Here is a 20911-nt window from a genome sequence, read left to right as displayed (position 1 = left end):
CTGGCCGCCCTAGTGCACCAGGAGGAGTGACGCATGTCTCAGGACGAGGCGCCGTACCGGCGCGTGGCCGCCGAGATCCGCGACCGCATCGCCACCGGAGCGCTGCGACCGGGCGACCGGGTGCCCTCCACGCGCGCGATCACGCGGGAGTGGAACGTCGCCATGGCCACCGCGACCAAGGTCCTGACCCTGCTGCGCCAGGAGGGCCTCGTCGAGTCGTCGTCGGCCGGCACGGTCGTGGCCTCGACCGCCGGTCCGCGCGACCGCCCACGCCCGGCGGCCGAGGACCTCACCCGGACACGGGTCGTGCGCGCGGCCGTGGAGATCGCCGACGCCGAAGGCCTGGCCGCCCTGTCGATGCGCGGCATCGCCGCCCGACTGGGCGTCGCGCCGATGTCGATCTACCGGCACGTCGCCGGCAAGGACGACCTGGTGCTGCTGATGGCCGACGCCGTGCTGTCCGAACTGCGCCTGCCCGCCGGACCCGACGCGCCACAAGGCTGGCGGCCACGCCTGGAACTGGCCGCGCGCATGCTGTGGCGGGTCCACCGCGCCCACCCGTGGCTCGCCCACCTGGGCCCGCTGACCCGGCCCACGCTGATCCCCAGCCTGCTGGACTACTCCGAGTGGTGGTTCGCGACGCTGTCCGGCCGGGGCCTGGACCCGGCACTGGTACTCGACCTCAACGTCGTGCTGTACAGCCACATCCAGGGGCTGGCCGTGCAGCTCGAACGCGAGGCGCAGGCCGTGGACGACACCGGCGTCTCCGGCGAGCAGTGGATGCACGAGCAGGAGTCCGAACTCGCCGCGCGCCTGGCCGACGGCGGGCACCCGGCGTTCGCCTCGGCCATGGCCTGGTTCGGCCGGACCGGCTACGACCTGGACTTCGACGCGTTGTTCGAACGGGCGCTGACCGCGCTGCTCGACCACCTGGCCGGACTGCTCGGATCGGGTCGGTGACCCCGCTTCGGGAAAACGCGCGGACGTGGGACCATCGCGCTGTCCCTTATGGGCCTTTCCTCGTCGAAGCTTCCGCGGGGCCACCGCCGCCCGGTTCCACTACCGCCCGTCCGTCCGGTAGTGGAACCGGCTCTCGCGCACCGGGTCAGGACGTGCCGCCCCACACCGCCGGCTTCTCCAGCACCGCGAACACCGCACCGGCCGGATCGGACAGCGCGGCGGCGGTGCCGCTGGGCGTGGGACGCGGGTCGACCAGGATCGTCGCGTCGAGACCACGCGCCGTGTCCAGCACCGCCGTGGCGTCGGTGACCGCGAAGTACGCCAGCCAACCGCCCTCGGCGCTCGTGTGCCGCGCCGCGAGCGGACGCTGGTCCGCGCCGGTCTCGTAGACGGTGTAGTCGGCGTCGGGCGTCCGCGGCCGACAGCCCAGTTCGTCGGTCCAGTACGGGTCGTCGGCGGCGGGCACGCCGTGCAACTCCAACCACGCGGGCTCGCCGGGACGCGGCGTCGGCGCCCACGGGCCGTGCAGCGCGCGACCGGTGTCGGTGGCCGCGCCCCCGCGCAGCTCACGCGGCCGGCCGGCGGCGAACACGATCCGCCACGCCGTCTCGGAATGCGGGCGCACGTGCGTCGCCAGCCGGTCGCCCACCCAGCCGGTGAACGAGCCGTCGGGCTCGGCGAGCACCGTCCAGCCCAGCAGGGTGGCGTAGAAGTCGGCGACGGGTTCGGGGTCGGGAGTGGTCAGTTCGAGGCGGCGGACACCGCGCGTCGGCTGCGGGTGGGACACGGGATGGTGGTCCGATCGTGGGGGGTGCGGGGCGGATCACTCATCCTCCGTATCCCACCCACGACGGGCAATGGTCTGATCGGGTGGTCACCCCGCCCCGCTCAGCGCAGCCGCTCCAGCCCCCGCGCGGTGTGCGCCAGCTCGGTGGCCAGCCGCAACAACTCGGCGCCGCCCGTGCCGTCGGTCGCCGCCGTCGCGATGTCCTCGGCCGCGCACCGCAACTGGAACAACCGGTCCTGGAGATCGGCGAGTTCCTCGCCCGACAACACCACGGCGTCGTCGGGCAGACCCCCGCGCTGCACGGCCGCACGGCGCTCGTAGGCACGCTGCCGGCACGGCTGGGCGCAGTACCGCCGAGGCCGGCCGATCCGTCCGGTGTCGGGAAGGGGACGGCCGCACCACGCGCAATGACGGGTGTCGGACCGGCGCGGTGCGGCGACGGTATGTCGGGTGGCCAACTCCATGGCCGGCGACGGTATCCGGCTACCGGCCGGTCACCACCACGCCACGCCGCCGGGGCAGACTCTGTACCCGTGACGTCGTCGCACCCCTACCTGGCCCAGTCCACGCCCCGCGCGTTCGCCCACCGCGGGTGGCACCTCGGCGATCTCGCCGGCATGGAGAACTCGCTCCTGGCGTTCCGCCGCGCGGTCGCCGAGGGCTACCGCTACCTCGAAACGGACGTGCACGCCACGTCCGACGGAGTGGTGGTGGTCCACCACGACGCCACCCTCGACCGCACCACCGACGCCACCGGCACCGTCACCGAACTCCCCTGGTCCCAGGTGTCGAAGGCACGCGTCGGCGGCCGGGACCCCGTGACCCGCCTGGAACACCTCCTCGAAGAACTGCCCGACGCCCTGGTCAACATCGACGTCAAAGCCGACCGGGCCGCCGGACCCGTACTGGACGTGTTGCGGCGCATGGACGCCTGGGGCCGCGTGTGCCTGGCCTCGTTCTCCGACGCCCGCCTGCGCCGCCTGCGCCGCGCCGCCGGACCGCGACTGCTCACGTCCATGGGCCCGCACCAGGCCGGCGTCCTCTGGCTCGCCGCCCGCGTACCCGCCCTCGGGTTCGCCGTCGGCGACGCCGTCGCCCAGGTCCCCGTCCGCCAGGGCCGGCTCACCGTCGTCGACGAGCGCTTCGTCCGCGCCGCCCACCGACGCGGCCTGGAGGTGCACGTGTGGACGGTCGACGACGAACCGACCATGCGCGCCCTGCTCGACACCGGCGTCGACGGACTCGTCACCGACCGGCCCGACCTCCTGCGCGACGTGCTGCGGTCACGCGGCCAGTGGCCTGCCGAACCCGCCCCGGAGTGAACATTCCTCGGCTTCGCGATATCGGCTCGGCACCGGGTACCCGATGATCGTCTCCACGCACCCCTCGGGGAAGTACAGTCCGCCTCCATGAGCGTGGCCGACGGCACTGCACCGGGCATCGACCGCAAGCGCGAGCAGCGGGGCTGGACGTGGTACGACTGGGCGAACTCGGTGTTCCCGACATCGGTCGCCCTGGTCTTCCTGTCCGGCTACCTCAGCGCCGTCGCCGAACAGGCCGCCCGCGCCGACGTCGTCCGCAACGGCCCGAACGCCTGCGCCGAGAGCCGACTGCGCGACTGCGACATCTCCCTGTTCGGCGCCCACTTCCCCGCCGGATCCCTCTGGGGCTACCTGCTGTCGCTGTCCACCGTCATCCAGGTCGTCGTCCTGCCGATCATGGGCGCCATCGCCGACCGCTCCCAGAACAAACGCCGCATGCTCGCCGTGTTCGCGTTCACCGGCTCCGCGGTCACCATCGCCCTGGCCCTGGTGTCCGGATCGGACTGGGGACTGGGCGTGATCCTCTTCCTGATCGGCAACGTCTGCTACGGCGCGTCCATCGTCGTCTACTACGCGTTCCTGCCCGAGATCGCCGACCCCGACGAACGCGACGGCGTCTCCACCCGCGGCTGGGCGTTCGGCTACCTCGGCGGCGGCCTCGCCCTGGCCCTGCACCTCGCGCTGTTCCTCGGCCACGACGCCCTCGGCCTGAGCGAATCCACCGCCGTGCGCATCGCGTTCGTGCTCTCCGGCCTGTGGTGGGCCGGCTTCACGCTCATCCCCCTGGCCCGCCTGGGCCGCCACCGCGAACCCCGCCCCGTCGAAGCCGGGCAGTCCGTCGTGTCCGCCGGCTTCACCGAACTGCGCACCACGCTGCGCCAGGCCCGCACCTTCCCGCTCACTTTGGCGTTCCTGGGCACCTACCTGCTCTACACCGACGGCATCACCACGGTGAACTCCGTGTCCGCCCAGTACGGCCGCGAAGAACTCAAGTTCGACGAGACCGTCCTGATCGCCACGATCCTCATCGTCCAGTTCGTCGCCTTCTTCGGCGGCCTGCTGCACGGCTGGGCGGCCCGCCGCTGGGGCGCCAAGAACACGATCATGGCCAGCCTGTGCGTGTGGATCGTCGTGATCACGGGCGCGTTCTTCGTCCAGGCACAGCAACCCACCCAGTTCTACGCCCTGGCCATCGGCATCGGCATCGTGCTCGGCGGCACCAACGCGCTGTCCCGGTCGCTGTTCTCGCAGATGGTGCCGCCGGGCCGCGAAGCCCAGTACTTCTCCCTCTACGAGATCGGCGAACGCTCCACGTCGTGGCTGGGCCCGCTGGTGTTCGCGGGCGTCGGCCAGGCCACCGGCTCGTTCCGGCTGGCCATCGTGTCGCTGATCGTCTTCTTCGTCGTCGGGTTCGTGCTGCTGATCTTCGTACCGGTCCGCCGGGCGATCATCGCGTCGGGGAACCGGGTACCGGCGAAAGTGTGACGCGCGGACGCACCACGGCCACCGCGACGAGCGTCAGCAGCCACGCCGCCGGAAACTGCCAGGCAGCACCCGGATCGGGCACCGTCGCCGCGACCGCGAGCACCACCGCGGTCGCGGCGGCCCACCACCAGCGGACCGGTTCGGGCAGCGGCGCCTCACGGTGGTGCCCGACGTGCATCGCGACCGCCGTGATCAGCGACGGCACCGCGAACACGACCGCGAGCCAGCCCGGCTCGGCCCGCACGAGCGCCGTCACCACGGGCACGAGCGACACGGCCGCGCCGAGCGTCGCCGCCACCCGCGCCGTCGTGCGACGCCCGGTCACCAACGCGGCGAACGCGACCACCGCCGCGATGTCGAACCACGGCAGCGGACGCGCCCCCTCGACCAGCGACGCGACCGTCAGCGACTGGGCGGCCAACACGACCTGGCCGAGCAGACCGACGAGCGCGACCGTCCGCGCCACGCCCCCGATCCGCGTGCCCGCCGCGAACCGGACCCGCACCGACAGGGCGACCGTCGCCGCGAACTCGCCCCAACCCGGCCACCCGTGCTCGCGGTCGAGTTCGTCGGTGCGGTCGTCGAGCAGCGTCGCGACCATCTCCTCCTCGCGATCGGCCCGGTAGTCCGCGGGCAACACACGCAACAGGCGGCGATAACGGCGTTCGAGCGGCGTCATGCCGTGCTCCCCTTCCGGTTCAGGACCGCCGAGGCGGCGCGGACGTTCGCGGACAGCCGGGCCACCTCGGCGGACAACGCGCGCACACCCGCGTCCGTGAGCTTGTAGTAACGGCGCAGGCGGCCCTGGTGGACCTCCTCGCGGCCACGGTCGGCCCAACCGTCCGCGACCAGCCGGTCCAGCACCCCGTACAGGGTGCCCACGCGCAACGTCGTGCGCCCGTCCGACAACTCCTCGACCGCGCGCACGATCGCGTAGCCGTGCCGTGACTCGTCGGCCAGTGCCGTGAGGATCAGGAACGTCTGCTCGGACATGGCTTTCATACCCCGAGTTATATCGGACGGCAGTATATGTCGTCCACCAATAGTGGATATGGAACGTCCTGGTTCAGGTGTAGGGTCGGCCCGTGCGGATGAGCGAAGGCGTGGAATGGGCCGTCCACTGCTGCCTCGGCATCGCCTGGGCACCCGACGACCGCGCCCTGCCCGCCGCACGCCTCGCCGCCTACTACTCCCTGCCCGCCCCCTACCTCAACAAACAACTCCAAGCCCTCACCCGCGCCGGAATCCTGGCCTCGACCCCCGGCCCACGCGGCGGCTTCCGCCTCGCCCGACCCCTGCACGCCATCACGCTCATGGACGTCGTGTGCGCGATCGAGGGCACCGACCCGGCGTTCCGCTGCACCGAGATCAGGCTCAACACACCCGAGGGCCGCGCCACCGTCGACCCCGGCGTGCCATGCGCCGTCGACCGCGCCATGAACCGCGCCGAACTCGCCTGGCGCCGCGAACTGGCCGGCCAGACGCTGGCCGACATCCACGCCTCCGTGCACCCGGACGTGATCGCCGGGGCACGCACGCACTTCACCGACTGACCCCCAGCGCGCCCCCGTCCACAGCGGACCCCGCGTCCCCCGTCGACAGGCGGCTCGTTCGCCCCCCGCTCCCGCGAGCGGCGTCGCAGGCGTCGCGCCACCACCGCACGCCCGTCGCACCCGACGCCGGATGCCGACGGCGTCACTTGCGAATACCGGTGAACGGAGACCGGTCCACCCGGCAGCCTTATACACGGCCCGCTACTCCGACGAGAAGTGCTTACCTCTTTCGAGGGAATCTCTCGCCCCGGCGACAGAGGCTCACCGACGTTGCCCCTGCTCAGTCGACCTAAACCGCATAGACGCAGAGTGTGTACCGCCGCGCGGCGCACCGGGTCACCTGGACGAGTGAAGGTTCGATGTATTCTCATGTGACGCAGTCGCGACTGCGCTCTCGAGAACGGAACCGATCGAACGGAAATCAGTCCCCGGGCCGTCGACCGCCGGCCGCCTTCGAGAAGCATCGACACGAAGGTGAAAAAAGTAGTGGCCCCCCGCGCCAACGAGGGGCCACCATGCCCTGGTGCCCGACTGGCCCATCAGCGTGCCCAGGTGTTCCTTCGTCGCGTATGGCTCCTCGGAACGGGGCGAACGGTATGTCACGTCCCTGCCACATATCAAGCTTCTTGGACGCGACAAGCCGCAAAGTTGCAGGTCTGACGTGGGCATTGCCGCCCGATCGTGTGGTTACCCTTTCCCGCTAAATGCGGATAACGCGCACTTCTTGGACGTTCTTGGACGTTCTTGGACGGATTCGCACCGGTCAACGGCGAAAAAATCGACCGCCGGCTAGGCGATTCGGGCGGTCGGTGCCAGGATTGGCGGCGCCGTCGGACAAGAGCGCCAACTCGCGCCCGACGGCGCCGTCGGAATTCCGGCGGCATGTTCATTCCAGTCCCGACTGGCCCGAACCGCGTTCCCCGCCGACTTCGGCGGGGAACGCCACAAGCGCGCTTACGGAGCAATGACATGAATACGAAAGCGGGTCACATCTGCGGGCACCACGGCACCCGCCCGCGCACCTCGTGCCCGTCCCACAACCGCGTCTCGCCCGCCGAAGTCGTCCTGGCGGTGGCGACGCTGGTGTTCACCGGTGTGCTCCTCGACGCGGCCCACCCGGTCCGAACGGCCGTCTCCGTGCCGGTCGCGGTGGTGCTCCTCGTCGTCATCGTGGTGCGGACCCGACCGGGCCTGCTGATGCGACGACTGCTGCACGCGCTGGTGACCGCTGAGGCGGGTGCCACCGCGTGAACGCCGCCGAACACGAGTCCGACCCGGCCGCGGACGCCGTGACCGTGTTCCACCGGGCGGTCGCCCGGCTGTTCACCGTCCACGACGTCGCCACCCGCCCCGAGGTCCTCCAAGCGCTGGAAAGCGGCCGACTGGCACGCTTCGCGACCTACGCCGAGTGGCTGTTCGACCTGCCGCTGACCACCGACGAGTCCCAGCGGATCAGGTCGTTGTACGACCACTGCCTCATCTCCGAGCGCCCGCGGCGGCACGACGGCCGGCGACCCGCGTCGAAGCAGGAGGCGACGGCGGACCACGACGCGGTCGTCGACCGCCGCGCCCGGGATCGGGCACCGACCCGCACCGACCACGTGCCACGCCCGAGTCTCGTGATCCAGGCGTACACCGAGGAGTCCTTGTACGTCCGCGTCAAACAGCCACTGGACGTGGACGTGCACAAGGCGTCCACGGCGCTCGACTCGGGCACCGCGCTCGAGCCGATGCTCGACACCGAACTCCAGGCGACGAACGCCGCCGAGTTCGCCGACCTCCTCGGCCTGATCCAGCTCAGGTCCGGGTTGACCCCGCCGCGGATCGCGCGGGCTTCGGGCATCGCCCGGAGTCAGGTCTACTCGATGCTGCGGCGGGGAACACTGCCGACCCGCCAGGACCAGGTGGTGCAGTTCCTGCGGGTCTGCGGTCTGCCGCACCACCAGATCATGCGCATCGTCCGGCTGTGGCTGGAGCTGCGCGGACACGCCAGACAGCCGTCGCCCAAGGCGGACTCCCCTGCCGACCGGACGCTGGCCGAGTTGACCCGCGTGCTGTCCGACATGATCGACAAAGCCTGCGCCGGCGAGTCGGCCGACCTGGGGCTCGTGATCACCGAGCCGTCCGACGCCGCCTGATCGTCCTGCCAAGACCGCCGGGAGACGTCCTGGTGGTCTTGGCTTTGTGTTTTCCCGATCGAGTTAAAATTCTGTCCACACTGAAGGAATAGAGATTATCGAGGCAGGGGGGCGGTCCGCCGGGAACAGGCGCCCACTAGGGTGACGCGCCGTGGAGCCGACGACGACACCCGATCCCACCGACGCCCTGTCCGCCGCCCATCGCGGCGGACCGACGGGCCGGTTGCGGTTCTTCTTCGGCCCGATGGACTGCGGCAAGTCCACGCTCGCCCTCCAGATCGACCACAACCAGGCCCGGCAGGGCCGCGACGGGCTGCTCCTCGTCCGTCACGACCGCTCCGGTTCCCCCGCCATCACCAGCCGCATGGGGCTGATCCGGCGTGCGGTCGAGGCGCACGAGGACGTGGACCTGCGTGAACTCGTACGCGAACGGCGGGCCCGCGGCGGGCGGGTCGACTACGTGATCGTCGACGAGGCCCAGTTCCTGTCCGCCGACCAGGTCGACCAGCTCGCCGAACTGGCCGACGACGGCGGCGTGGACGTGCACTGCTTCGGCCTGGCCACCGACTTCCGCAGCACGCTGTTCCCCGGCTCGCGACGCCTGTTCGAACTGGCCGACGAGCTGCACGCCATCCAGGTCGAGGTGCTGTGCTGGTGCGGGCACCCCGGCCGGTTCAACGCGCGGGTGCACGACGGCGACGTCGTCCGGGCCGGGAGCACCGTCCTGGTCGCCGACACCGCCCCCGCCGGCGACGTGCGTTACCAGGTGCTGTGCCGACGGCACTACCGCACCGGATCGCTGGGCCCCGGTCATGCGCTCCTCCCCCGCCCTACCGCCACCCTCGACCGATGAGCGCCAAGCACAGCGCGGGCATCGTCCTGCACCGACTGCACGACGGGCGGCGCGAGGTGCTGCTCGGCCACATGGGCGGGCCGTTCTGGGCGCGTAAGGACGCCGGAGCGTGGTCGATCCCGAAGGGCGAGACCGAAGGCGACGAAGATCCCGAAGTCACGGCGCGTCGCGAGTTCGTCGAGGAGCTGGGCCTGCCGGTGCCCGAGGGCGACCTCGTGCCCCTCGGGCAGGTGCGCCAGTCGGGCGGCAAGGTCGTCACGGCCTTCGCCCTGGAGGGCGACCTCGACCCCGAGGACGTCGTGCCCGGCACGTTCAGCCTCGAATGGCCGCCGAGGTCGGGCACGGTCCGCGAGTTCCCCGAGGTCGATCGCGTGGCCTGGTTCGATCTGGCCGAGGCGCGGGTCAGGCTGGTGAAAGGCCAGGTCCCGCTGCTCGACCTGCTTGATCTTTAGTCCACACTGAAGTCATCGCTTTGATCAAATGTGAGGGGTCGGCGTTTGGGTGCGGGCCGGTCGGGTGACCCTCGGGGTACGCGTCGGAGGACTCGCCCGCCGTGCGACCGGGCCGATACGGAGCGTGTACGCAAGATCGGCAGACCCCGAACTGACGTTGGGTGACCACAGTGGAGACAGCCGTCACGACAATCGCGTCCAGCCCGCCGTCACGTCGCACTACGTGTTCGGTCTAAGCTGACGCAGCCGCTCGTCAACTGCCGGTACTGCTCCATCAGTGTGATGAAGAGTCCCGACAGCTTGATAACGCGTCACGATCTCGCCGCGATTGCATCCCTTAGGAGGAAGCCTTCGTTGACGGGTGAACGACGTCACTGAGGGCAACCAAGACCATGAAAGCCGGGAACGAACGGAGCAGTCCGGTCGTTGCACTCGGTGAGCAGCAAGCCTGGGCCCCGGCCCTGAGCCGAGCGAAAGGACACCGCCATGGCCGACCGCGTTCTCCGGGGTAGCCGGCTCGGAGCAGTCAGCTACGAGACCGACCGCAATCACGACCTCGCCCCGCGCCGGTCGGTGCGGTACGCGTGCCCCAAGGGGCACGACTTCGAGGTCCCCTTCTCCGACGACGCCGAGATCCCGCACACCTGGGAGTGTCGCCTCCACGGGCAGGAATCCAAGATCATCGACGGGAACGAGCCGGAGGCCAAGAAGGTCAAGCCGCCGCGGACCCACTGGGACATGCTGCTGGAGCGGCGCTCGATCCCGGAGCTGGAGGAGCTGCTCGAGGAGCGCTTGGAGGAGCTGAAGGGCCGGCGCACCCGCACCGCCTGATCCGACTGTGACGGAAGGGGCGGTCCCGACACCGGGACCGCCCCTTCCGTCGTGCCCGCCGCTACCGGTTCGCCGGTGCCTTGGGCTTGGGCGCGAACAGGTCGCGCAACTGCGTGTAGCGCCGCCGCAGGCCCCACTTCGTCACGCGGATCAACGCCTCGCGCACGATGTCGCCGCTCATCTTCGACACGCCGACCTCGCGCTCGGTGAACGTGATGGGCACCTCGACCACCCGGTAGCCCAGCTCGATCGTCCGCCAGCCCAGGTCGATCTGGAAGCAGTAGCCCGCCGACGCCACGTTGTGCAGCTTGAGGTTGCGCAGCACGTCCGCCCGGTACGCGCGGAACCCGGCGGTGATGTCCTTGACCTTCGCGCCGAGCGCGATCGCCGAGTACACGTTGCCCATGCGCGAGATCAGCTGCCGGTGCCACGGCCAGTTCACCGTGGTGCCGCCCGGGACGTAGCGGGACCCGATCACCAGGTCCGCGTCGCCCAGCGCCGCCAGCATGCGCGGCAGGTCCTCGGGCGCGTGCGAGCCGTCGGCGTCCATCTCGACGAGTACGCCGTAGTCCCGCTCCAGGCCCCAGCCGAAGCCCGCGATGTACGCGGCGCCGAGCCCGGCCTTCTCCGTGCGGTGCAGCACGTGCACGCGGTCGTCGGCGGCGGACATGCGGTCCGCGATGTCACCGGTGCCGTCGGGGCTGCCGTCGTCGACCACGAGGGCGTGCACGTCGGGCAGTGCCGCGTGCAGCCGCGTGACGATCTTCTCGATGTTGTCCCGCTCGTTGTAGGTCGGGATCACCACCAGCACCGGCCCGGGTTCGCGGTCAGGCTTCGCCTGCTGGTCCGCCATCCGTGTCCTCCTCGCCGACCCCCGGTTCCGGGGTGGTCGGACGTGCTCGTCGTCGTGTCAGGGTCAGGCTGAAGGCCAGGGCGCCGAGGGCGAGCGCGGTCATCACCCACTCGGGCCATGGACCCAGCCGGGTTGCCAGCGTAGCCTCCCCGCGCAGCGGCAGTTCGGCCACCAGCGCGTCGGGCGTGAACATCCCGGTACGGGCGGTGACCGACCCGTCGGGTTGCACGATTGCACTGACGCCGCTGGTCGCCGCCACGACGACCGCCTTGCCGTGCTCCACGGCACGCACGCGCGACATGGCCAACTGCTGGTAGGTCATCTCGTTGTAGCCGAACGTGGCGTTGTTGGTGGGGATCGCGATGATGTTCGCGCCCGCCGTGATCGAGTCGCGCACCACGGAGTCGAACGCGACCTCGTAGCACGTGTCGATCGCCAGCCGGACCTTGCCGACCTCGAACCCCTTCGGGTCCGTGCCCGGCAGGAACGTGCCCGCCCGGTCGACGGTGGAGCTGAAGATCCGGAAGAACGACCGGTACGGCATGGTCTCGCCGAACGGCTGCAACTGCCGCTTGGTGTAGGTGTCGATCGGGCCGCGGTCCGGGTCCCACAGCACCACGGTGTTGCGCGGACGCCCGTCGCCCCGGTCCACGACCACGGCGCCGACCGCGATGGGCGCCTTGATCGCGCGGGCGGCCTGGTCGATGCGGGCGGCGGCGTCGGCGTTGCGGAACGGGTCGATGTCGGAGGAGTTCTCCGGCCACACCACGACGTCCGGCCGCGGCACCTTGCCGGCCTTCACGTCCTCGGCGAGCGCCAGCGTGCGGTTGACGTGGTTGTCGAGCACGGCCCGGCGCTGGGAGTTGAAGTCCAGGCCGGCGCGCGGCACGTTGCCCTGGATCGCGGCGATCACGGCCGTGCCCTCGGTGGCGTCCGTGTGCACGAGCGGCGTCAAGGCCAGACCCGCGAGCACGGGCACCACGGCGAGCGGCACGCCCAGCCGCCAGGAGCGGCCCAGGTGGGCGATGCCGAACCCGGTCACCGCCACCGCGAACGCGATCAGGGGCGTGCCGCCGACCGACGCCAGCGGCAGGTACCAGCCCTCGGGCTGGCCGAACGCCACGCGCGGCCACGGAAAGCCGTCGAACGGCACGGTCGAGCGCAACGCCTCGTCGGCCACCCACACCAGCGCCATCCACACCGGCCCGCCGGGCAACGTCGACACCCGGGCCATCGCGGCCGTGCCCACGGCGACGAGCAGCGCGCACACCAGCGCCAGCGGCAGCCACGCGACCAGGCCGACGAACTCGCCGGTCCAGCGCAGCAGCGGGGTCAGGAAACCCAGTCCCCACACCAGGCCCAGGCCGAACCCGGCACGCGCGCGGCGACCGTGCAGCAGCACGCCGAGCACGGCGAACGCCACCGGTGCCAGCCACCACGTGGTGCGCGGCGGCACCGACAGGTAGAGCAGGAAACCGCCGGCCGCGGCCAGGACGAGGCGCGGCAGGACGCCGCGCAGGAACCCGCGACGGGCGCGGGGGATGGCGGGCGCGGGTTCGGGCGCGGCCACGGGGGGAGCTACCACGTGGCAAGCGTACGAGCAGGGCGTATGGCCGAGGTTGGGCGGTGCCCTCCTCGGGGAAACCCCGGAGCACAAGACCAGGGTCGGACAGCGATGCGCCGCCGCCCGCGCACGGGGAGAGTGGAGACATGACGACGTTGAGCAGGCCACGACAGGACCGGGTGATCGCGGGCGTGTGCGCCGGGCTGGCGCAGCGCTACGGCTGGAAGCCGAGCACGGTGCGGATCGTGTTCGTGTTGTCCTGCCTGCTGCCCGGACCGCAGTTCCTGATCTATCTCGCCCTCTGGCTGATCCTGCCCGAGCGGGGCTACTGAGCGCGCGAGGCGATCAGCGCGGCCACGCCGTCGAGGATGCGGTCCAGGCCGAAGCCGAGCGCGTGCGACGCGTCGTAGGGCGCGTCGTGGGCCTCGCCCGCCGCCTGGCCGACGCGCGCGGCGGTGGGGAACCGCGCCGGGTCGAGCACGCGGGCCAGGATCGGCGCGGCGGCCTCCCACCACTGGCCGTCGGTGAGACCGGTGCGCTGCGCGGTGAGCGCGGTCTCCACGTGCTGGCGGGCGGCCGTCCGGACGTGCCCGAGGACGAGTGACAGCACCGCGTCCATCTCCACGTCGGTCAGGCCGATCCCGTCGAGGGCACGCAGTTCGTAGTCGTACTTGGCGGCCACGTTCGGGCCGAGGACGGCACGGTGGCCCGCGACCTGGAGCAGCCACGGGTGCCGCAGGTGCAGGTCCCAGTTGTCGTGCGCGATGCGGGTCAACCGACCGCGCCAGCCGCCCGGCACGTCGTCGGGGCGCGGGGTGCCACCGTTGACCAGGTCGACCATCACGTCGACGAGTTCGCCCTTGCCGGGCACGTAGGTGTAGAGCGACATCGTGCCGACGCCGAGGCGTTCGGCGACGCGGCGCATCGACAGCGCGGCGAGGCCGTCGGTGTCGGCGATCTCCACGGCGACGGCCGTGATGCGGTCCACGCCCAGGTCGGGGCGGCCCTTGCGGGCGACGGGTTCGGCCGTGCGCCACAGCAGGGCCAGGGTGCGCGCGGGGTCGCCGGTGCCGCTGTGTTCGGTGGCCACGACCCAACCCTAAGGCTCCCGATCAGTCGGCGAGCACCGCCCGGACGATCTCCAGCGCCTCCTCGGTCGTGAGGCCCTGTTCCCGGGCCGTGGTCGCGTAACCGCGTGCGGCCCGCAGGACGCGTTCGCGACTGCGCTCCCCCGCCGCGCTGACCACGGTGCCCGCCCGGCCGCGGGTCTCGATCAGGCCGGCCTCCTCGAGTTCGCGGTAGGCGCGGGCGACGGTGTTGACCGCGATGCCGAGCTGGGCGGCGAGGGCGCGCACGGTCGGCAGCCGGGTGCCCACGGCCAGTTCGCGGTCGGTGATCTTGCGCGCGAACTGCGAGCGCACCTGTTCGTAGGGCGGCACGGTGGATACCGGATCGAGGCTGATCACGCAGGGATACTGGCAGACTGCCGGCACGAGGACCGCGGATCGGCTCTCGCCGCGCCGTTGATCGCGATCGCGGGTGTCGTCCACTCCCCCGCTGTCGTCGGTGCGCCTGTGCCGTGCCGCACGTCGTTGTTCCTGTCGATGCCGCCGGACGACGCGATGCGGGCCTGCGGAACCGCTGCGACGTCAGCCACAACGACGTCCGCGCGGCGGGAGTGGTTCCGGGGAGTCCGGCTCCTGGCGTGGGGCGGCGATCGGCCATGGCCGGCGGGCAGGTCGACGGCGCACCGGAGAAACGGCCCGGACAGCGTCACCGAGTGCGGTACCAGGCCGCCCGGACAGCCATCGCCCGGCGTCCGCTCGTGACGACCGACCCGCCGCCGGTCGCTCCACGCCCGGCCGCCCGGACCCGACAAGAACTCCGAGCGGCCTGGACGACGCCGTCGACCCCGCGTCGGCCCGCGGACGCGCCGACCTCCTCGGGCCCGGCGAGGTCACCGACCCCCGGCGGTCCGCCTCCCGACCGGACGTCGCCGGCCGGGGCCGGCAGAGCCGGACCCGACCGTGCCCGCTCCGGCTTTCGGCTGTGTCACCTTCGGAACGCGACCTACGCGACCGACCGACGTGATCCCCGGGCGCTCCGGAAGACGTACACCGCCGCGACCAGGAACCAGACCTGGACCGTCGCGCTGCCGACGCTGATCAGCGCGCCCGCGTCGACGCCGAGGAGCTCGACCAGCGGCAGGGCGAGGGCGGCGGCGGTGAGGACGGTGAAGCCCCTGAGCCACGCCGGGAGGTCGGCGATCCCGGCCAGGCAGAGCAGCCACCCGGCCGCGAACAGCGACACACCGAGCAGTTCGCCGACACCGCCCGCGAACGAGTTCAGCGCGTCGTACTGCACCTCGATCGCCTCCCGGTTCCCACCCTCCTGCCAGCCGTGCGCGAGGTCGGGCATGGTGGTGAGCCACCGGACGATGCCGACGCATCGTGCCAGCGCGGACAGGGCCGCGAACGCGAGGCCGAGCCGGGCCGGTCGCGAGTCCTGCCGGTCCGGGGCGAGGGTCACCGTGGCCCACAGCGCCACCGGCAGGAACAACGCCGAGTAGGCGAGGTAGAGGACGTACCCGAGCCGCAGCGCCGTCTCGTTCTCGGCCACGCGCGGCAGCACCGCGGCGGCGGGTTCGCCCAGGCTGGCCGGCCAGTCCACCGCGGCCCCGAGGATGACCAGCGGGACGAACAGCAGCAGCCCCTCCACCAGCAACAACATCGCGGTCGCCCGCCCCGGGACGCTTTCGCGTCCACCACTTGCATTGCGATCAGCAACTACACTGCGATCAGTGTTCACACTTTCAAAGTATCGCACTGCGAACACCGATCGCAACGCGCTACCCTCACACACCATGGCGAACAGGCGGGAACGGCTCAGGGAGCAGACGTCGGCCGAGATCAAGGCGGCGGCGCTGGCCCACCTGCGGGAGGGCGGCGGCGCGGCGCTGTCGTTGCGCGCGGTGGCGGTGTCGATCGGGATGAGCCCGGCGGGCCTGTACCGCTACTACCCGAGCCGGGACGCGCTGCTGACCGACCTGATCACCGAGGGGTTCGCGGCGCTGGCCGAGGAGGTGGCGCGGGCGCGGGACGCGGCGCGGGGCGACGCCTTCGTGGCAGCGGCACTGGCCTACCGGGAGTGGGCGCTGACCCACCCGCACGAGTTCGCGTTGCTGTACGGAACGCCGATCCCCGACTACGCGGCCCCGGAGTCCGGTCCGACGTCGGACGCCAGCCGGAAGGTCGGTGCCGCCTTCGTGCCGCCGATCATCAAGGCGTGGCGGCGTGGCACTTTGAAACGGCGGGAGGTCCCGCCGAGCCTCACCGCACTGGACCGGTTCGCCGCGGCGGTCGACCTGCCCCCGGACGCGGCGGCGGTGGCGTTCACCGCGTGGACCGCGATCCACGGCCTGGTGGTCCTGGAGACCTTCGGCCACCTGGCCTGGCTGGGCGGGGACCCCGCTCCCCTGGCCGAATCCCGCTTCCAGGCCCTCTCCGCGGACCTCGGCATCGCACCCTGACCCGAGGTCGCGGCCCGCCCCCGGGCCTCCCGCTCCGCGGTGATCGGATCCTCCCCCGGTCCGGTCAGGCGAAGTGGGACGACGGGCCTCCCGGTCCGCGGTGATCGGATTCCGAGCCCGCGGACCGGGCCGGCGCGCTCGACGATCGGGTTTCGACACCGGACCCGCGTGCCGCCGACGGGCAGCCTGGCGGGGGCGGCACGGGCAAAGCCGGGAATCGGCGAGGCCCTGGTCGGGACCACGGCGACGCCCGCCGATCAAGGTCGGTACCGCGCCGGAGCCCCCGTCGAGCCTCGGCGTCGGACAGCCCGACGGGGAACGGCACCGCACCGCTCGGGCGGGGTCACCGCGGTCGCCGAAGACGACGTCACCGCGACCGCGCAGGTCGGCACCCGCTTGGCGATCGGGCTCCGGCACCCTCGACAAGGCCGGTGCGCTCGGCAAGCCGGCCCCGCCGCCGGTGGCCCGCGATCACGTGCCCGGCGAACGAAGTCCTGGCGACGCACCCCGGCCCGGTGATCGGATTCCGGGGCCGCCGGATCGGTGATCGGCTCGGCCCGTTTCCGGGCACGGGAGATCCGTGTCGGCCGGACGTGGTGCGCCGGCGGCGGGTCGTGAGGCATCGACACCGCGATCCCGGACACCGTGCCCTGCGGCACCGGGCGCGGGGCTTGCCGACCACTCGTGGCTCTGGAGGAAGGACGCGATCGCACCGCGCGGCCGGGCGTCGGGCAGAGGAAGCATCCCGACCGGACGGTGACGCGGAAGGCTCGGCGCTCCGGACGGACGCGGTCGACCGGGACCGCGTCCGCCGACCCGGTCGGTGGTTCAGCAGGGGCAGGTCGGCGGGGTCTGGGCGCGGCGTTCGAGCAGGACGGTGTCGCGCCAGACGCCGTGGTGTTCGGCGATGCGTTCGCGCACGCCGACGGTGCGGAAGCCGGCGGCGTGGTGCAGGGCGATGCTCGCCCGGTTCTCGGGGAAGACCGAGGTCTGGAGGGTCCACAGTCCGGCGGTGTCGGCGGCCGTGACCTGCTTGTGCAGCAACGCTTTGCCGATGCCCCTCCCCCGCGCGCCGGCGGCGACGTAGACCGAGGTCTCGGCGACCCCCGCGTAGCAGTCCCGGGTCGAGACGGGCGTGGCGGCGGCCCAGCCGACCACCTCGCCGTCGAGTTCGGCGACCCAGCGGTGGTCCGGAAGCCACTTCGCGTCGAGCGTGCGGCGGCTCGGGGTGTCGGTTTCGAACGTGGCGTCGCGGGTGGCGATGCCCTCGGCGTAGATGCGGCGGACGTCGGTCCAGTCGCCGTCGAGCAGGGCACGCACCGTGACGTCGCCGGGCAGGTCGGCGGGACAGCACGGGCGGGTGACGATCGTGCCCATGACCGCGTCGGCGGCGTGCGGAAGTCCCGTGCAGCAGGCGGGGTTGACCGACACCAGCGTGGCGGTGCGCTCCTTGCGGAGGCGGACGAAGCCGACCTCGGCGAGTTTGCGCAGGTGGTGGGAGCAGGTCGGCTGGGTGATGCCGATCGCGTCGGCCAGGGCACCGACGGTCATCTCGTCCGGGTGGGTGGCGACGGTGTGCAGGAGCCGGACCCGCGTGGGGTCGGCCAGGCAGGCGAACCACTTCGCGTAGGTGGCGGCATCGTCGTCCTGGAGGGTTATCGGCATCACGACCTCAGTATATCGAGAGCTGTCTATGGTTGCTTCCATCGACACATGACTATAGAGTCCGGCTCGCTTGATAGGCATCCCTCGATGAAGGAGTCGACGATGAGCGAGCTTCCGGTGGTCGTGGTCGGAGCGGGTCCGATCGGCTTGGCCGCCGCCGCGCACCTGGTGGAACGCGGGCTGACGCCCGTGGTCCTCGAAGCCGGCGACCGGGCCGGGGCGGCGGTCGCGCTTTGGCACCACGTCCGCCTGTTCTCGCGGTGGTCCGAACTGGTCGACCCGGCCGCGCGGCGGCTGTTGGCGACGCGGGGGTGGACCGCTCCGGACCCGGACGGCTACCCCACCGGCGCGGAGTGGGCGGACGAGTACCTGACGCCGCTGGCCGAGGCGTTGGGTGACCGGGTGCGGGTGGGCGCCGAGGTGGTCGGAGTGGCGCGTCGGGGCCGTGACCTGGTCGTGGACGCGGGACGGGACAGCGAACCGTTGACGGTGCACGTGCGCACGGCCGCGGGCGAGGACCGGATCACGGCGCGTGCGGTGATCGACGCTTCGGGCACGTGGGCCTCGCCGAACCCGCTGGGCGGCGACGGATATCCGGCGGTCGGCGAACGCGAGGCCGCCGACCGGATCTCCTACCGGGTGCCCGATCTGGTCGCCGACGCCGGCCGGTACGCGGGTCGGCGGGTCGCCGTGGCGGGCAGTGGGCACTCGGCGTTGACCGCGTTGGTGGCGTTGACGCGACTGGCGGGCACACACGTCGTGTGGTTGTTGCGGCGTGGCGAGGTGGGCACCGTGTTCGGTGGCGGCGAGGCCGACCAGTTGCCCGCACGCGGCGCGTTGGGGCTCAAGGCCCGGGAGGTGGTGCGCGCCGGGCGGGTCGAGGTGGTCACGGGATTCCGCACGGCCGCGGTCGAGCGGGCCGGCGACCGCGTGGTCCTGGTGTCGCAGGACGGGCACCGGCTGGAGCCGGTCGACGAGGTGGTGACGCTGACCGGGTTCCGGCCGGACCACTCGTGGCTGTCGGAGGTGCGGCTGGACCTGGACCCGGTGCTGCGGGCACCGGTGCGGCTGGCGCCGTCGATCGACCCGAACGCCCATTCGTGCGGCACGGTGTACCCGCACGGCGCCCGCGAGCTGCGCCACCCGGAGCCCGGGGTGTACCTGGCGGGGATGAAGAGCTACGGGCGGGCGCCGACGTTCCTGGCGTTGACCGGGTACGAGCAGGTGCGCAGCGTGGTCGCGGAGATCGCCGGTGATCACGAGGCGGCGGCGAAGGTCGGGCTGACCCTGCCGGAGACCGGGGTGTGCGGGGGCTCGGGGGTGTTCGACGGGCCCGCCGAAGGCGGCGGCTGTTGCGCCCCGGCCGAGGTGCTCCCGCTGTCCGCGCCCGCCGCCCGCTGAACCGGGGTGGTCACCGGGACGTCGCACGCGGGACGGCGGCGGGTGTTGGTGGTGCTGTGCGCCACGCGGATCACGAAGTGGCGTGTTGTTCTACGCCTTCCCCGTGCTGTCGGGTCGGATCGCCGTCGACACGGGCTGGTCGGCGGTGACGCTGACGGCGTGGTTCTCCGCCGCCCGGTCGGTGTCGGGGCTGGTCGGGATTCCCGTCGGGCGGTGGCCGGACCGGCGCGGGCCGCGCGTGGTGATGGCCGTCGGGTCGGCGGTCGCGGTGGCCACGGCGCACGACCCGGTGTGGTTCGCCGCGGGGTGGCTGGTGGTCGGGGTGGCGATGGGGATGGTGCTCTACCCGTCCGCGTTCGCCGGCACCGCGCCGGCCCGCCTGCTCGGTGGCCACGCGTCCGCGTTCGTACTGCTGGGCGTGACCACGCTCGGCACCGCCTTCCTCTCCCTCGCCACCACCCGGAGGACCTCGTGATCGACACCGCAGTCATCGGCGGCGGCCAGGCCGGACTCGCCACCGCACACGCCCTGCTGCGGGCCGGACGCACCCCGGTGGTGCTGGAGGCAGGCGCCGAACCGGTCGGCTCGTGGCCGTTCTACTACGACAGCCTGACCCTGTTCTCCCCCGCCCGGTACAGCGCGTTGCCGGGTATGGCGTTCGACGGCGACCCGGACCGGTACCCGCGTCGCGACGAGGTCGTGGACTACCTGCGCCGCTACGCCTCAGGCCTGGACGCCGACATCCGCACCCACCACCGCGTCGACGCCGTGCGACGCGCCGGAGACGGTTTCGTCCTGACCGTCGGTGGGCGGGAGGTGCGCGCCCGTCGGGTGATCGCCGCGACCGGCTCGTTCGGTCGACCGCACCGGCCCGCCCTGGCCGACGGCTTCACCGGGACCCTCCTGCACGCCGCCGGCTACCGCGAGCCGACGCCGTTCGCCGGTCGACGGGTCGTGGTGGTCGGCGCGGGCAACTCGGCGGTCCAGATCGCCGTCGAACTCGCGGGGCACGCCCGCGTCACGTTGGCCACCCGCGTGCCGGTGCGGTTCGTGCGGCAGCGACCGTGGGGCCGCGACGTGCACTTCTGGATCACCGCCACCGGCGTGGACTTCGTGCCCGTCGGCCGCCTGCTGCGGAACCCGCCGCACCCGCCGGTCCTCGACCGCGGGCACCAGCGCGCCGCGTTCGCCGCCGGGCTCCTCGACCGCAGACCGGTGTTCACCCGCGTCGACGGCGACGTGCTCACGTGGGCGGACGGCACCCGCGAACGGGTCGACGCGATCGTCCTCGCGACCGGCTACCGCCCGGCACTGTCCTATTTGGATGGTCTGGGCGCCCTCGACGGCCGGGGGCGGCCGGTCCACCGGAGCGGGCTGTCCACAGTGGTCCCGGGGCTGGGGTTCGTCGGTGTGGAGTGGCAGCGGACCCTGGGGTCGGCGACGGTGCGCGGCGTCGGTCGCGACGCCCGCCACGTCGTGCGCCGACTGCCGGATCGCTGAGCCTCGGCTTCGAACCGG

24 protein-coding genes are annotated in these 20911 nt (G+C 72.3%); 14 read left to right on the top strand and 10 right to left on the bottom strand.

Annotated elements, in window-relative coordinates:
* Window positions 1–33: 33 nt before the first annotated feature.
* The gene (locus tag F4559_RS15920; protein WP_184669562.1) at window positions 34–960 is read left to right on the top strand and encodes a GntR family transcriptional regulator; all 927 of its coding nucleotides are present in this window, start codon (window positions 34–36) and stop codon (window positions 958–960) included.
* A gap of 145 nt (window positions 961–1105) precedes the next feature.
* Here the strand turns inward: F4559_RS15920 and F4559_RS15915 are convergent, their stop codons facing one another.
* A complete protein-coding gene (locus tag F4559_RS15915; protein ID WP_184669561.1) occupies window positions 1106–1747 on the bottom strand; it encodes a VOC family protein in 642 nt (213 codons plus the stop codon).
* 101 nt (window positions 1748–1848) lie between these two features.
* Window positions 1849–2211 (bottom strand): hypothetical protein, encoded by a 363-nt coding sequence (locus F4559_RS15910; RefSeq protein WP_184669559.1) that lies wholly within the window; start codon window positions 2209–2211, stop codon window positions 1849–1851.
* Window positions 2212–2280: 69 nt separating this feature from the next.
* Between F4559_RS15910 and F4559_RS15905 the strand changes: the two genes are divergently transcribed.
* Both F4559_RS15905 and F4559_RS15900 read left to right on the top strand, forming a co-directional pair.
* Window positions 2281–3069, top strand: a complete 789-nt coding sequence (locus F4559_RS15905) for a glycerophosphodiester phosphodiesterase family protein (protein ID WP_184669557.1) — start codon at window positions 2281–2283, stop codon at window positions 3067–3069.
* A gap of 87 nt (window positions 3070–3156) precedes the next feature.
* Entirely contained in the window at window positions 3157–4554 is a 1398-nt protein-coding gene (locus tag F4559_RS15900) for an MFS transporter (RefSeq protein WP_184669555.1), read from the top strand.
* Here the strand turns inward: F4559_RS15900 and F4559_RS15895 are convergent.
* Together F4559_RS15895 and F4559_RS15890 are read right to left on the bottom strand one after the other, a co-directional pair.
* Entirely contained in the window at window positions 4517–5233 is a 717-nt protein-coding gene (locus tag F4559_RS15895) for a hypothetical protein (RefSeq protein ID WP_184669552.1), read from the bottom strand. The genes F4559_RS15900 and F4559_RS15895 overlap by 38 nt on opposite strands.
* The gene (locus F4559_RS15890; protein WP_246445224.1) at window positions 5230–5556 is read right to left on the bottom strand and encodes a PadR family transcriptional regulator; all 327 of its coding nucleotides are present in this window, start codon (window positions 5554–5556) and stop codon (window positions 5230–5232) included. Before F4559_RS15890 ends, F4559_RS15895 begins: the two co-directional genes overlap by 4 nt.
* 89 nt (window positions 5557–5645) lie before the next feature.
* Here F4559_RS15890 and F4559_RS15885 point away from each other — a divergent pair, with 89 nt between their 5' ends.
* The 6 genes from F4559_RS15885 to F4559_RS15860 all read left to right on the top strand — a co-directional run bounded on the left by F4559_RS15885 (window position 5646) and on the right by F4559_RS15860 (window position 10381).
* Complete coding sequence (locus tag F4559_RS15885; protein WP_184675840.1) at window positions 5646–6107, top strand: RrF2 family transcriptional regulator; 462 nt, start codon at window positions 5646–5648, stop codon at window positions 6105–6107.
* 969 nt (window positions 6108–7076) lie between these two features.
* Window positions 7077–7358, top strand: a complete 282-nt coding sequence (locus F4559_RS15880; protein ID WP_184669550.1) for a hypothetical protein — start codon at window positions 7077–7079, stop codon at window positions 7356–7358.
* On the top strand, window positions 7355–8245 hold the full coding sequence (locus F4559_RS15875) for a hypothetical protein (protein WP_184669547.1): 891 nt from the start codon (window positions 7355–7357) through the stop codon (window positions 8243–8245). The genes F4559_RS15880 and F4559_RS15875 overlap by 4 nt, the downstream gene beginning before the upstream one ends.
* Before the next feature lie 151 nt (window positions 8246–8396).
* Window positions 8397–9098: a thymidine kinase gene (locus F4559_RS15870; RefSeq protein WP_184669545.1), complete on the top strand. Its 702-nt coding sequence runs from the start codon at window positions 8397–8399 to the stop codon at window positions 9096–9098.
* Window positions 9095–9550, top strand: a complete 456-nt coding sequence (locus F4559_RS15865; protein WP_184669544.1) for an NUDIX hydrolase — start codon at window positions 9095–9097, stop codon at window positions 9548–9550. Before F4559_RS15870 ends, F4559_RS15865 begins: the two co-directional genes overlap by 4 nt.
* Before the next feature lie 486 nt (window positions 9551–10036).
* Window positions 10037–10381 (top strand): RNA polymerase-binding protein RbpA, encoded by a 345-nt coding sequence (locus F4559_RS15860; RefSeq protein WP_184669543.1) that lies wholly within the window; start codon window positions 10037–10039, stop codon window positions 10379–10381.
* Between the two features lie 61 nt (window positions 10382–10442).
* Here F4559_RS15860 and F4559_RS15855 read toward each other — a convergent pair whose 3' ends face one another.
* Both F4559_RS15855 and lnt read right to left on the bottom strand, forming a co-directional pair.
* Window positions 10443–11234 carry a polyprenol monophosphomannose synthase gene (locus F4559_RS15855; RefSeq protein ID WP_184669542.1) on the bottom strand — a complete coding sequence of 264 codons (792 nt, stop codon included), beginning with the start codon at window positions 11232–11234 and terminating at the stop codon, window positions 10443–10445.
* A complete protein-coding gene (lnt, locus tag F4559_RS15850) occupies window positions 11209–12819 on the bottom strand; it encodes an apolipoprotein N-acyltransferase (protein WP_312865672.1) in 1611 nt (536 codons plus the stop codon). The genes F4559_RS15855 and lnt overlap by 26 nt, the downstream gene beginning before the upstream one ends.
* Before the next feature lie 125 nt (window positions 12820–12944).
* On the opposite strand from lnt, the gene F4559_RS15845 reads away from it, so the two are divergent.
* Entirely contained in the window at window positions 12945–13130 is a 186-nt protein-coding gene (locus F4559_RS15845) for a PspC domain-containing protein (RefSeq protein ID WP_184669541.1), read from the top strand.
* Here the strand turns inward: F4559_RS15845 and F4559_RS15840 are convergent.
* The 3 genes from F4559_RS15840 to F4559_RS15830 all read right to left on the bottom strand — a co-directional run bounded on the left by F4559_RS15840 (window position 13124) and on the right by F4559_RS15830 (window position 15528).
* Window positions 13124–13888, bottom strand: coding sequence for a TetR/AcrR family transcriptional regulator (locus tag F4559_RS15840; RefSeq protein WP_184669540.1), 765 nt, complete (start codon window positions 13886–13888; stop codon window positions 13124–13126). The two genes, F4559_RS15845 and F4559_RS15840, sit on opposite strands and share 7 nt — an antisense overlap.
* Before the next feature lie 22 nt (window positions 13889–13910).
* On the bottom strand, window positions 13911–14264 hold the full coding sequence (locus F4559_RS15835; RefSeq protein WP_184669539.1) for a GntR family transcriptional regulator: 354 nt from the start codon (window positions 14262–14264) through the stop codon (window positions 13911–13913).
* Between the two features lie 604 nt (window positions 14265–14868).
* Window positions 14869–15528 carry a DUF4386 family protein gene (locus F4559_RS15830; protein ID WP_184669537.1) on the bottom strand — a complete coding sequence of 220 codons (660 nt, stop codon included), beginning with the start codon at window positions 15526–15528 and terminating at the stop codon, window positions 14869–14871.
* Window positions 15529–15661: 133 nt separating this feature from the next.
* Here F4559_RS15830 and F4559_RS15825 point away from each other — a divergent pair, with 133 nt between their 5' ends.
* Entirely contained in the window at window positions 15662–16327 is a 666-nt protein-coding gene (locus tag F4559_RS15825; RefSeq protein ID WP_184669535.1) for a TetR/AcrR family transcriptional regulator, read from the top strand.
* An 828-nt stretch (window positions 16328–17155) separates the two neighbouring features.
* Here the strand turns inward: F4559_RS15825 and F4559_RS15820 are convergent.
* The gene (locus F4559_RS15820; RefSeq protein ID WP_246445924.1) at window positions 17156–17992 is read right to left on the bottom strand and encodes a helix-turn-helix domain-containing GNAT family N-acetyltransferase; all 837 of its coding nucleotides are present in this window, start codon (window positions 17990–17992) and stop codon (window positions 17156–17158) included.
* Window positions 17993–18094: 102 nt separating this feature from the next.
* On the opposite strand from F4559_RS15820, the gene F4559_RS15815 reads away from it, so the two are divergent.
* The 3 genes from F4559_RS15815 to F4559_RS15805 all read left to right on the top strand — a co-directional run bounded on the left by F4559_RS15815 (window position 18095) and on the right by F4559_RS15805 (window position 20893).
* Window positions 18095–19393 carry an NAD(P)-binding domain-containing protein gene (locus tag F4559_RS15815; RefSeq protein ID WP_184669531.1) on the top strand — a complete coding sequence of 433 codons (1299 nt, stop codon included), beginning with the start codon at window positions 18095–18097 and terminating at the stop codon, window positions 19391–19393.
* A gap of 82 nt (window positions 19394–19475) precedes the next feature.
* Window positions 19476–19868, top strand: coding sequence for an MFS transporter (locus F4559_RS15810; RefSeq protein ID WP_184669529.1), 393 nt, complete (start codon window positions 19476–19478; stop codon window positions 19866–19868).
* Window positions 19865–20893 carry a flavin-containing monooxygenase gene (locus F4559_RS15805; RefSeq protein ID WP_184669527.1) on the top strand — a complete coding sequence of 343 codons (1029 nt, stop codon included), beginning with the start codon at window positions 19865–19867 and terminating at the stop codon, window positions 20891–20893. The genes F4559_RS15810 and F4559_RS15805 overlap by 4 nt, the downstream gene beginning before the upstream one ends.
* Window positions 20894–20911: the final 18 nt, after the last annotated feature.

Source organism: Saccharothrix violaceirubra (assembly GCF_014203755.1).
GTDB lineage: Bacteria > Actinomycetota > Actinomycetes > Mycobacteriales > Pseudonocardiaceae > Actinosynnema > Actinosynnema violaceirubrum.
This window is presented reverse-complemented; position numbering and strand designations above follow the sequence as displayed.

Coding starts and splice junctions, on each gene's coding strand:
- F4559_RS15855 (WP_184669542.1), bottom strand. CDS start 11,234: ATGGCGGACCAGCAGGCGAAGCCTGACCGCGAACCCGGGCCGGTGCTG.
- F4559_RS15825 (WP_184669535.1), top strand. CDS start 15,662: ATGGCGAACAGGCGGGAACGGCTCAGGGAGCAGACGTCGGCCGAGATC.
- F4559_RS15920 (WP_184669562.1), top strand. CDS start 34: ATGTCTCAGGACGAGGCGCCGTACCGGCGCGTGGCCGCCGAGATCCGC.
- F4559_RS15815 (WP_184669531.1), top strand. CDS start 18,095: ATGAGCGAGCTTCCGGTGGTCGTGGTCGGAGCGGGTCCGATCGGCTTG.
- F4559_RS15900 (WP_184669555.1), top strand. CDS start 3,157: ATGAGCGTGGCCGACGGCACTGCACCGGGCATCGACCGCAAGCGCGAG.
- F4559_RS15885 (WP_184675840.1), top strand. CDS start 5,646: ATGAGCGAAGGCGTGGAATGGGCCGTCCACTGCTGCCTCGGCATCGCC.
- F4559_RS15890 (WP_246445224.1), bottom strand. CDS start 5,556: ATGAAAGCCATGTCCGAGCAGACGTTCCTGATCCTCACGGCACTGGCC.
- F4559_RS15910 (WP_184669559.1), bottom strand. CDS start 2,211: ATGGAGTTGGCCACCCGACATACCGTCGCCGCACCGCGCCGGTCCGAC.
- F4559_RS15880 (WP_184669550.1), top strand. CDS start 7,077: ATGAATACGAAAGCGGGTCACATCTGCGGGCACCACGGCACCCGCCCG.
- F4559_RS15860 (WP_184669543.1), top strand. CDS start 10,037: ATGGCCGACCGCGTTCTCCGGGGTAGCCGGCTCGGAGCAGTCAGCTAC.
- F4559_RS15820 (WP_246445924.1), bottom strand. CDS start 17,992: ATGCCGATAACCCTCCAGGACGACGATGCCGCCACCTACGCGAAGTGG.
- F4559_RS15830 (WP_184669537.1), bottom strand. CDS start 15,528: ATGTTGTTGCTGGTGGAGGGGCTGCTGCTGTTCGTCCCGCTGGTCATC.
- F4559_RS15895 (WP_184669552.1), bottom strand. CDS start 5,233: ATGACGCCGCTCGAACGCCGTTATCGCCGCCTGTTGCGTGTGTTGCCC.
- F4559_RS15845 (WP_184669541.1), top strand. CDS start 12,945: ATGACGACGTTGAGCAGGCCACGACAGGACCGGGTGATCGCGGGCGTG.
- F4559_RS15865 (WP_184669544.1), top strand. CDS start 9,095: ATGAGCGCCAAGCACAGCGCGGGCATCGTCCTGCACCGACTGCACGAC.